This is a genomic window from Pseudomonas rossensis, from assembly GCF_039888995.1.
GTDB lineage: Bacteria > Pseudomonadota > Gammaproteobacteria > Pseudomonadales > Pseudomonadaceae > Aquipseudomonas > Aquipseudomonas rossensis.
Genome location: NZ_JBBWCB010000163.1, coordinates 1 through 10,644, shown reverse-complemented (window position 1 = coordinate 10,644; position 10,644 = coordinate 1). Strand labels below are relative to the sequence as shown.

11 protein-coding genes are annotated in these 10,644 nt (G+C 59.4%); 8 read left to right on the top strand and 3 right to left on the bottom strand.

Features of this window, described 5'->3' with window-relative positions:
* Positions 1 to 315: 315 nt before the first annotated feature.
* Together WLY71_RS26870 and purT are read left to right on the top strand one after the other, a co-directional pair.
* Positions 316 to 783, top strand: coding sequence for a preQ0 transporter (locus WLY71_RS26870; RefSeq protein WP_347805965.1), 468 nt, complete (start codon positions 316 to 318; stop codon positions 781 to 783).
* A 99-nt stretch (positions 784 to 882) separates the two neighbouring features.
* Positions 883 to 2,064 carry a formate-dependent phosphoribosylglycinamide formyltransferase gene (gene purT, locus WLY71_RS26865; RefSeq protein WP_347805964.1) on the top strand — a complete coding sequence of 394 codons (1,182 nt, stop codon included), beginning with the start codon at positions 883 to 885 and terminating at the stop codon, positions 2,062 to 2,064.
* Between the two features lie 115 nt (positions 2,065 to 2,179).
* Here purT and WLY71_RS26860 read toward each other — a convergent pair whose 3' ends face one another.
* The 3 genes from WLY71_RS26860 to WLY71_RS26850 all read right to left on the bottom strand — a co-directional run bounded on the left by WLY71_RS26860 (position 2,180) and on the right by WLY71_RS26850 (position 5,809).
* A complete protein-coding gene (locus WLY71_RS26860; protein WP_033056397.1) occupies positions 2,180 to 3,496 on the bottom strand; it encodes an MFS transporter in 1,317 nt (438 codons plus the stop codon).
* 243 nt (positions 3,497 to 3,739) lie between these two features.
* Entirely contained in the window at positions 3,740 to 4,984 is a 1,245-nt protein-coding gene (locus WLY71_RS26855; RefSeq protein WP_347805963.1) for an HlyC/CorC family transporter, read from the bottom strand.
* A 12-nt stretch (positions 4,985 to 4,996) separates the two neighbouring features.
* Complete coding sequence (locus tag WLY71_RS26850) at positions 4,997 to 5,809, bottom strand: cytochrome C assembly family protein (RefSeq protein ID WP_347805962.1); 813 nt, start codon at positions 5,807 to 5,809, stop codon at positions 4,997 to 4,999.
* Positions 5,810 to 6,019: 210 nt separating this feature from the next.
* Here WLY71_RS26850 and ffh point away from each other — a divergent pair, with 210 nt between their 5' ends.
* The 6 genes from ffh (at position 6,020) to xerD (ending at position 10,586) form a co-directional block, all read left to right on the top strand.
* Positions 6,020 to 7,396, top strand: a complete 1,377-nt coding sequence (gene ffh / locus WLY71_RS26845) for a signal recognition particle protein (RefSeq protein WP_347805961.1) — start codon at positions 6,020 to 6,022, stop codon at positions 7,394 to 7,396.
* Positions 7,397 to 7,645: 249 nt separating this feature from the next.
* Complete coding sequence (gene rpsP / locus WLY71_RS26840) at positions 7,646 to 7,897, top strand: 30S ribosomal protein S16 (RefSeq protein WP_007944872.1); 252 nt, start codon at positions 7,646 to 7,648, stop codon at positions 7,895 to 7,897.
* 5 nt (positions 7,898 to 7,902) lie between these two features.
* On the top strand, positions 7,903 to 8,439 hold the full coding sequence (rimM, locus tag WLY71_RS26835; RefSeq protein ID WP_007944873.1) for a ribosome maturation factor RimM: 537 nt from the start codon (positions 7,903 to 7,905) through the stop codon (positions 8,437 to 8,439).
* Between the two features lie 2 nt (positions 8,440 to 8,441).
* Positions 8,442 to 9,194 (top strand): tRNA (guanosine(37)-N1)-methyltransferase TrmD, encoded by a 753-nt coding sequence (trmD, locus tag WLY71_RS26830; protein WP_010463006.1) that lies wholly within the window; start codon positions 8,442 to 8,444, stop codon positions 9,192 to 9,194.
* Positions 9,195 to 9,239: 45 nt separating this feature from the next.
* Positions 9,240 to 9,590 (top strand): 50S ribosomal protein L19, encoded by a 351-nt coding sequence (rplS, locus tag WLY71_RS26825; RefSeq protein WP_003175895.1) that lies wholly within the window; start codon positions 9,240 to 9,242, stop codon positions 9,588 to 9,590.
* Between the two features lie 99 nt (positions 9,591 to 9,689).
* On the top strand, positions 9,690 to 10,586 hold the full coding sequence (gene xerD, locus WLY71_RS26820) for a site-specific tyrosine recombinase XerD (RefSeq protein ID WP_347805960.1): 897 nt from the start codon (positions 9,690 to 9,692) through the stop codon (positions 10,584 to 10,586).
* Positions 10,587 to 10,644: the final 58 nt, after the last annotated feature.

Here is a 10,644-nt window from a genome sequence, read left to right as displayed (position 1 = left end):
ATTTTGGCCAGAAGCCGAAGTCGGCTTCCTCGAATAGGCCTGATACATAGATGCAACGGGGCGGCGGTTTTTCAAAAGCGGGTAGACAGTGGGGGCGAGTCCATACATAGCAGCTGGCGGAGCCTGCGTTCGGCTGCGCAGCAGTCGCAAAATCAGGCAATTCAGTCATTCAGGCACACCGCGGACTCAGGATTCACGACTGCTTCGCAGCCGAACGCAGGCTCCGCCAGCTGCTACAGGATTCGCGTTTGGGTTTGGTGCTTGTGTATGGCTGAAGTACCCTGTGCGCCAAATTGACAGGTATCCCGCCGCCCCATGCTCTTCCTGATCGCTTACATCAGCAGCGTCGTGCTGATCAACTACGCCTTTTCCACCGCTCCGCACCTGGACATCATCTGGTCGGCCTGGGGTGGTTTGGTGTTCGTTTTGCGCGACATGGTGCAAACCCGTTTCGGCCATGGCGCGATCGCGGCGATGCTGGCAGCGCTGGTGTTGTCCTACGTGACGTCCGATCCTTCCATCGCGCTGGCCAGCGCCACGGCGTTCGCGGTGTCCGAATGCATCGACTGGCTGGTGTTCAGCATCACCAAGCGTCCCTTGCACGACCGCCTGTGGATAAGTTCGGCCCTGAGTATTCCCCTCGATACCTTCATCTTCTTTGGCATGATCGATGCGTTCACTCCAGGCGTGATCCTCACCGCCATGGGCTCGAAGTTCGCCGGCGTGACCGCCGTGTGGTTGATCATGGCCTGGCGCTTGCGCAAACAGGCCATCGTCAGCTGAAGCCAAACCCGCAGGTTCATGTAAAATGCCGCGCTTTCTCCCCATGGGAAGCGCGCCAGGCGCTGCGACCCTCGATGATCCGCTTCTTGAGGACCTGAGATGACCCGTATCGGAACTCCATTGTCGCCAGCCGCGACCCGCGTATTGCTGTGTGGCTGTGGCGAGTTGGGCAAGGAAGTGGTGATCGAGCTGCAACGTCTGGGCGTTGAAGTGATTGCCGTGGATCGCTACGCCAATGCCCCGGCCATGCAGGTCGCCCATCGCAGCCATGTGATCAACATGCTAGACGGCGCCGCCCTGCGTGCCGTGATCGAAGCCGAAAAGCCGCATTTCATCGTGCCGGAAATCGAAGCCATTGCCACCGCGACCCTCGTGGAACTGGAAGCCGAAGGCTTCACCGTGATCCCGACCGCTCGCGCCGCGCAGTTGACCATGAACCGCGAAGGCATCCGTCGCCTGGCCGCTGAAGAGCTGGACCTGCCCACCTCGCCGTACCACTTCGCCGACACCTTTGAGGATTACAGCAAGGCTGTCGAAGACCTCGGCTTCCCATGTGTGGTTAAACCGGTGATGAGCTCGTCGGGCAAAGGCCAGAGCCTGCTGCGTAGCGTCGATGACGTGCGCAAAGCCTGGGATTACGCTCAAGAAGGCGGCCGTGCCGGTAAAGGCCGCGTGATCATCGAAGGCTTTATCGACTTCGACTACGAAATCACCCTGTTGACCGTGCGTCACGTTGGCGGCACTACGTTCTGCGCGCCAGTCGGCCACCGTCAGGAGAAGGGCGACTATCAGGAATCCTGGCAGCCACAAGCCATGAGCCCGATTGCCCTGGCCGAATCCGAGCGCGTTGCCAAAGCCGTCACTGAAGCCTTGGGTGGCCGTGGTCTGTTTGGTGTTGAGCTGTTCATCAAAGGTGATCAAGTCTGGTTCAGCGAAGTCTCGCCGCGTCCACATGACACGGGTCTGGTGACGTTGATTTCCCAGGACCTGTCGCAGTTCGCGTTGCACGCACGGGCGATTCTGGGCCTGCCGATTCCACTGATTCGTCAGTTTGGCCCATCGGCTTCGGCGGTGATTTTGGTGGAAGGGCAGTCTACCCAGACGGCTTTCGCCAATCTCGGTGCTGCGTTGAGCGAGCCGGATACGGCGTTGCGTCTGTTCGGCAAGCCTGAGGTGAATGGTCAGCGTCGGATGGGTGTGGCGTTGGCGCGGGATGAGTCAATTGACGCTGCTCGTGCTAAAGCAACCCGCGCTTCTCAGGCTGTTGTTGTAGAGCTGTAAACCGAGTCGCGGCTATCGCGAGCAAGCTCGCTCCCACATGGGAATTGGGGTGTACACACAATCTGTGGCCAACCAAGAACCCTGTGGGAGCGAGCTTGCTCGCGATGGCGATCTGTCAGGCAACCCGATTCAGATCGTTATTGCGCGTCTCCTTCAGGCACAGCACAGCAATCAAGCTCAGCACCGCCGCCCCCGACACATACCCGCCGACATAACTCAAACCGCCCATCGCCACCAGCTTCTGTGCGAAGAATGGCGCCGCCGAGGCCCCGACAATGCCGCCCAGGTTGTAGGCCGCCGACGCACCGGTATAGCGCACGTGGGTTGGAAACAGCTCCGGCAGCAGCGCGCCCATTGGCGCAAACGTCACGCCCATTAGAAACAGCTCGATGCACAGGAACAGCGCCACGCCCCAGGTCGAACCTTGGGTCAGCAGCGGCTCCATCAGGAAGCCGGACAGAATCGCCAGCACACCGCCGATGATCAGCACCGGTTTGCGCCCGTAACGATCACTGGCCCAGGCCGACAGCGGGGTGGCAGCGGCCATGAACAGTACAGCGAAGCACAGCAGCGCGAGGAAGGTTTCGCGGGTGTAGCCGAGCGTCGATACGCCATAGCTTAGCGAAAACACTGTCGAGATATAGAACAGCGCGTAGCACACCACCATCGACCCGGCCCCCAGCAGCATCGGCGCCCAGTACTGACTCAGCAACTCGACCAGCGGGATCTTCACCCGCTCCTGGCGAGCCATTGCGTTGGCAAAAACCGGGGTTTCGTGAAGCTTGAGGCGCACGTACAGACCGACCATCACCAGCGCGGCACTGAGCAGGAACGGAATCCGCCAGCCCCACGAGCGGAACTGTTCGTCGTTCAGGGTCATGGCCAGCGTAAGAAACAGGCCGTTGGCCGCGAGGAAGCCGATCGAGGGGCCAAGCTGCGGGAACATGCCGAACCAGGCGCGTTTGCCCTTTGGCGCATTCTCCGTCGCCAGCAGCGCCGCGCCGCCCCATTCACCGCCAAGTCCCAGGCCCTGGCCGAAGCGCAGCACGCAGAGCAGGATCGGCGCCCAGGCCCCAATGCTGTCGTAGCCCGGGAGTACGCCGATCAGCGTAGTGCATACGCCCATCAGCAGCAGCGAGGCAACCAGCGTCGACTTGCGCCCGATGCGGTCACCGAAGTGGCCGAAAAGCGCCGATCCCAGCGGTCGAGCCAGGAAGGCGATGCCGAAGGTGAGGAACGCCGACAGCATCTGGGCCGTGCCGGAGGTTTGCGGAAAGAACACCGGACCGATCACCAGTGCAGCGGCAGTGGCATAGACGTAGAAGTCGTAGAACTCGATGGCGGTGCCGATGAAACTCGCGGTCGCCACGCGGGTGGCGGAGTTCGTCGGTTGCGCAGGCGCGGTGTCGTTATAAGTCGTGCTGGTCGTCATGCGGTTATCCCTGACAGTCATGTGCCCCAGTGGAGCGAATTATTATGGTCGAACACCCAGGGATGTGGGCTTAACGCAGAGTGCGGGTAGCACTTGGGTATGGCGGGGCTTGGGTAAGCGGTTCGATTATAGGAAGGAGGCTAATGATTCAACAAGGGCAAAAAGATCGCAGCCTTTGGCAGCTCCTGCATCTGGAATGCGCTCCCCTGTAGGAGCTGCCGAAGGCTGCGATCTTTTAGCGATCTATCGTGCAGGTACAACCGCTGGGGCCGAACTCGTATGCCAGATCAGCACCCGCGTGACCCGATTGTCTTCCGTCTCCAGAATCTCCAGGCGGTAACGCCCGATCTTCAGGCATACCGCACTTTCCGGAATGGTCTCCAGCGCCTCGGTCACCAACCCGTTGAGGGTTTTCGGACCATCGCTGGGCAGGTGCCAGCCAAGGCTTTTGTTCAATTCGCGAATCGACGCCGCACCTTCGATCACCAGGCGGCCATCCGCCTGTGGATGGATGTGCGGGTTATCCAGGCTGTGCTGGCTTTCGAACTCGCCGACGATTTCTTCGAGAATGTCTTCCAGGGTCACGACACCGAGCACTTCGCCGTACTCGTCGACCACTATGCCCAGGCGTCGCTGTTGTTTGTGGAAATTCAACAGCTGCAGTTGCAACGGGGTGCTTTCCGGCACGAAGTAGGGGTCGTGACAGGCTGCCAGCAGTGCTTCTCGGGTCAGACTGGCGTCGGACAGCAGATGGCGGATCTGCCGGGTATTGAGCACTGCCTCGACCTGATTGATGTCGCTGTGGAAAACCGGCAAGCGCGTGCGTTTATTGGCGCGAAGCTGCTCAATGATTTCCTCGAGGGAGTCGTCCAGATTGACCCCTTCGACGTCACTGCGTGGCACCAGAATGTCGTTGACCGTGATGTTGTCCAGCGCATGGATGCCTGACAGCGGGTGTGGGCGGCAGACGGCGTGTTCGTGATCGTCGTGCCGTTCGTTCGGCGCCTCGTCTTCGCTCTGCTGCACCACGTTGACTTTGCGGGCGAACGGTCGCATCAGCAGTTGGCTTATGCCATTGAGCAACCAGGCGGCGGGATAGATGATTTTCAGTGGCGCGCCAAGCAAGGTGTTGCCCAGGGCCAGGACTGCGTCCGGATAACGGACGGCGAGGGTGCGCGGCAGGTAGTCGGCGAACACCAGAAGCACGGCGCCAGCCCCCAGGCAGGCCACCCATGGACCGTTTTCCGCCCAAGTGAAAATCGCCAGCAAGGTGCTGATGACCACGACCAGTGCGCGGCACAGGGTGTTGCAGAGGATCAGGCTATTGAGCGAAAAGCTCAGCTTTGCCACCGGCTTGTCGCTCGAACGCGAAGCTGCCCGCTGGGCGAGCAAGTACTGTTGCGCAGCTTCGATGGCGGTAAACAGCCCCGACCATAAAATCAGCAGGGCCACTACCGCGAGCATCGGCCCTATGGGCAAGTCGTCCATTAATGCCGCCCGTCAGATATGCAGGATGTATTCACGAACCAGCTTACTGCCGAAATACGCCAGCATCAGCAGGCAGAAACCGGCGAGGGTCCAGCGAATGGCCTTGTGTCCGCGCCAGCCGAGGCGATTACGGCCCCAGAGCAGCACGCTGAAGACGATCCAGGCGAGGCATGCCAGCAAGGTTTTGTGCACCAGGTGCTGGGCGAACAGGTTGTCGACGAACAGCCAGCCGGAGATCAGCGACAGCGACAGCAGGGTCCAGCCGGCCCAGAGGAAACCGAACAGCAGGCTTTCCATGGTTTGCAGCGGCGGGAAGTTCTTGATCAGGCCGGACGGGTGCTTGTGCTTGAGCTGATGGTCTTGAACCAGCAGCAGCAACGCCTGGAATACCGCGATGGTGAACATGCCGTAGGCGAGGATCGACAACAATATGTGGGCGAGGATGCCCGGTTCTTCGTCGATGATCTGCACTGTGCCGGCGGGGGCGAACTGTGCGAGCAGCACGGTGGCGGCGCCGAGCGGGAACAGCAATATAAGCAGGTTTTCCACCGGGATCCGCGAGCAGGCCAACAGCGTCAGGGCAATCACCGCGGCGGCAATCAGGCTGGCGGCGCTGAAAAAATCCAGGCCCAGGCCAATCGGTGTCAGCAGGTGGGTGAACAGACTGGCGCTATGAGCCAGCACGGCGAGCACGCCGAGCGTGACCAGCAGGCGTTTGTTCGCCTTGGCACCGGTGGCCAGACGAGTGCCCTGATAGAGGGTCGCAGCGGCATATAAGCTGGCGGCGGCGAGGGTAGTTAGCAAACTGGGTGACAAGGGGAGCATAAATCCTGTTAGGCAAGCCCGAAAGGCGCTGAGTTTGGCATAGAACCCCCGCAGCACGAAAGACCATGCAACCTGACGACGAGGTGTCCGCCAGACGCAGTCTTCGCTATAATCCGCGACCTGCCCACGCCGCAGGCTCGCCGAGCACATGTTTATTCCGGTCTGGGCCGCCATTATCCCGGTCTACACAGGGCCTGAAAGGATCGCGCAATGTTTGAAAACTTAACCGACCGTCTCTCGCAGACGCTGCGCCATGTCACCGGCAAGGCCAAGCTGACCGAAGACAACATCAAAGACACCCTGCGTGAAGTGCGCATGGCGTTGCTCGAAGCTGACGTCGCCTTGCCGGTGGTGAAAGACTTCGTCAATTCGGTCAAGGAACGCGCCGTCGGCACCGAGGTGTCGCGCAGCCTGACGCCGGGCCAGGCCTTCGTGAAGATCGTCCAGGCCGAACTCGAAAGCCTGATGGGTGCGGCCAACGAAGACTTGAACCTGAGCGCCGTTCCTCCGGCCGTCGTGCTGATGGCCGGTTTGCAGGGGGCGGGTAAAACCACCACCGTCGGCAAGCTCGCGCGCTTCCTCAAAGAGCGCAAGAAGAAGTCGGTCATGGTCGTGTCTGCGGACGTTTACCGTCCGGCGGCGATCAAGCAGCTGGAAATGCTCGCGGGTGAAGTCGGCGTAACCTTCTTCCCGTCCGACCTGAGCCAGAAGCCGGTCGACATCGCGCAAGCGGCTATTAAAGAAGCAAAACTGAAGTTCATCGACGTGGTCATCGTCGATACCGCCGGTCGCCTGCACATCGATGAAGAGATGATGGGCGAGATCAAGGCCCTGCATGCCGCGATCGACCCGGTCGAAACGCTGTTCGTGGTCGATGCCATGACCGGTCAGGACGCCGCCAACACGGCCAAGGCCTTTGGCGACGCGCTGCCGCTGACCGGTGTGATCCTGACCAAGGTCGACGGCGACGCCCGTGGCGGTGCTGCACTGTCAGTGCGCGCAATCACCGGCAAGCCGATCAAGTTCATCGGTATGGGCGAGAAGAGCGACGCGCTCGAGCCGTTCCATCCTGAGCGTATTGCTTCGCGCATCCTCGGCATGGGCGACGTGCTCAGTCTGATCGAGCAGGCCGAACAGACCCTCGACAAGGACAAGGCCGACAAACTGGCCAAGAAGCTGAAAAAGGGCAAGGGCTTCGACCTCGAAGACTTCCGCGATCAGCTGCAACAGATGAAAAACATGGGCGGCCTCGGCGGCCTCATGGACAAACTGCCAAACATGGGCGGTATGAACCTGGCGCAGATGGGTAACGCCCAAGGCGCGGCAGAGAAACAGTTCAAACAGATGGAAGCCATCATCAATTCCATGACCCCGGCCGAGCGCCGCGACCCTGAGATGATCAGTGGTTCGCGCAAACGCCGGATCGCCATGGGTTCCGGCACTCAGGTGCAGGACATCGGTCGCTTGATCAAGCAGCACAAGCAGATGCAGAAGATGATGAAGAAGTTCTCCGCTAAAGGCGGAATGGCCAAAATGATGCGCGGCATGGGCGGTATGTTGCCCGGCGGCGGCATGCCGAGAATGTAAATAATTTACGCAGGGGCTTGCCCTTGCACCTCCCACACGGAAGTGGGATCTCCAGCAAACCCGCACTTGGCGGGAGCTGACTGGCCGTTTTCAACGACGGCTCTATAGCAAATCTTGATGGCGGCCGATAGGCAGCCGGAAAAAGACATTTGCAAAAGTCCGGATATTCCTTAGAATATGCGGCCTTTCGGGCACCTATGCCCGCTGTGCCTTTAGATTTGCAGCACCGACTACAGGAACGATGTTCACATGCTAACAATCCGTCTTGCCCTTGGCGGCTCCAAAAAGCGCCCGTTTTACCACTTGACCGTAACCGACAGCCGCAACCCGCGCGACGGTTCGCACAAGGAACAGGTTGGTTTCTTCAACCCTGTTGCTCGTGGTCAAGAAGTCCGTCTGTCCGTGAACCAAGAGCGCGTAGCCTACTGGCTGAGCGTTGGTGCACAACCTTCTGAGCGCGTTGCTCAGTTGTTGAAGGACGCGGCTAAGGCTGCGGCCTGAGCAATATGAACGCGACGCCAGCTGTTGCTGATGATTTGATCGTTATCGGCAAAATTTATTCGGTTCATGGCGTTCGCGGCGAAGTGAAGGTGTATTCCTTTACTGATCCGACTGAAAACCTGTTGCAGTACAAAACCTGGACGCTCAAGCGCGAAGGTAATGTGAAACAGGTCGAGCTGGTCAGCGGACGTGGGAACGACAAGTTCCTGGTCGCAAAGCTCAAGGGTCTTGATGATCGTGAAGAAGCGCGTCTTCTGGCCGGTTATGAGATCTGCGTGCCGCGCAACCTGTTCCCTGAATTGACCGACGGCGAGTACTACTGGTACCAGCTGGAAGGTCTGAAGGTCATTGATCAACTCGGGCAATTGCTCGGGAAAATCGATCATCTTCTGGAAACCGGCGCCAATGATGTAATGGTGGTCAAGCCTTGCGCTGGCAGCCTGGATGATCGCGAACGCCTGTTGCCCTATACAGAGCAATGCGTGTTGGCCGTCGACCTTGCCGCAGGCGAGATGAAGGTGGATTGGGACGCGGATTTCTAAGCGTGGCTAACTTGCGCGTAGAAGTGATCAGTTTGTTTCCCGAGATGTTCTCCGCCATCAGCGAGTACGGCATCACCAGTCGTGCGGTGAAACAGGGGCTCTTGCAGCTCACCTGTTGGAATCCGCGAGACTACACGACGGATCGACATCACACTGTGGACGATCGCCCATTTGGCGGTGGTCCGGGCATGGTGATGAAGATCAAGCCCCTGGAAGATGCGTTGGTTCAGGCCAAGGCAGCAGCCGGGGAGGCGGCGAAGGTAATTTACCTGTCCCCCCAAGGCCGTCAACTGACTCAGTCGGCGGTGCGCGAGTTGGCGAATCTGGATGCATTGATCCTGATTGCCGGCCGCTATGAAGGCATTGACGAGCGTTTTATAGAGGCTCATGTCGATGAAGAGTGGTCGATTGGCGACTATGTACTGTCTGGCGGCGAGCTGCCGGCGATGGTCCTGATCGATGCGGTTACACGACTGCTGCCTGGAGCTTTAGGGCATGCGGACTCCGCCGAGGAAGATTCCTTTACGGATGGTTTGCTGGATTGCCCGCACTACACCCGACCGGAGGTGTATGCGGATCAGCGTGTTCCCGACGTGTTGCTAAGTGGCAATCACGCGCATATCCGGCGTTGGCGTTTACAGCAGTCCCTTGGTAGGACCTTTGAACGACGCGCCGATCTTCTGGAAAGCCGCTCGCTTTCTGGAGAAGAGAAGAAGCTGCTCGAGGAATACATCCGCGAGCGGGACGATAGTTAACAACGTATCGATGGTAGATCCGACGATTTACCTTAGGAGCACAGCATGACTAACAAAATCATCCTTGCACTCGAAGCAGAGCAGATGACCAAAGAGATCCCTACCTTTGCCCCGGGCGACACCATTGTCGTTCAGGTGAAAGTGAAGGAAGGCGACCGTTCGCGTCTGCAAGCGTTCGAAGGTGTTGTTATCGCCAAGCGTAACCGCGGCGTAAACAGTGCTTTCACCGTTCGTAAAATCTCCAACGGTGTTGGCGTAGAGCGTACTTTCCAGACCTACAGCCCGCAAATCGACAGCATGGCCGTTAAACGTCGCGGTGACGTACGTAAAGCCAAGCTGTACTACCTGCGTGACCTGTCCGGTAAAGCAGCTCGCATCAAGGAAAAACTGGCTTAAGTCCAGCTTCCGATGCAGAAAAAAGCAGCCTACGGGCTGCTTTTTTGTTGCCTGCGATTTATCTTCCCTGACCGTACTGTCGGTCTTGCCTGAGCCTTTATGCCCGCCATCGATCATCCACTGATAGACCAGTTCCTCGACACCCTATGGCTGGAGAAAGGTCTTTCCGATAACACCCGCGATGCCTATCGCAGCGACCTGGCCCTGTTCAACGGCTGGCTGCAGGAGAAGGGGCTGGATTTGATCAACGCCGGCCGCGAATTGATCCTCGATCACTTGGCCTGGCGTCTGGAGCAAAACTACAAACCCCGCTCGACGGCGCGATTTCTCTCCGGCGTGCGTGGCTTCTATCGCTATTTGCTGCGGGAAAAGCTGATTGCAGTCGATCCGACCTTGCGTGTCGATATGCCGCAGCTGGGTCGACCACTGCCTAAATCCTTGTCGGAAGCGGATGTGGAGGCCTTGTTAAAAGCACCTGACCTGAGCGAAGCCATCGGCCAACGTGACCGCGCCATGCTCGAAGTGCTTTATGCCTGCGGCTTGCGTGTGACGGAACTGATCAGCCTGACGCTGGAGCAGGTCAATCTGCGCCAAGGCGTGCTGCGAGTGATGGGCAAGGGCAGCAAGGAGCGGCTGGTGCCGATGGGCGAGGAGGCGATTGTCTGGGTCGAGCGTTACATGCGCGATGGCCGCCAGGAGCTGCTTGGCGGGCGTCCCAGTGATGTCATGTTCCCCAGCCAGCGCGGCGAGCAGATGACTCGGCAGACCTTCTGGCATCGCATCAAGCACCAGGCCAAGGTTGCCGGGATCGGCAAGTCGCTGTCGCCGCATACCCTGCGTCATGCCTTTGCCACCCACTTGCTCAACCACGGCGCCGACCTGCGGGTAGTGCAAATGCTGCTCGGCCACAGCGATCTGTCGACCACGCAGATCTACACCCATGTCGCCCGCGCACGTTTGCAGGACCTGCATGCCAAACACCATCCACGCGGCTGAACACAACCTTGTAGCAGCTGGCGAAGCCTGCGTTCGGCTGCGCAGCAGTCGTGAATCC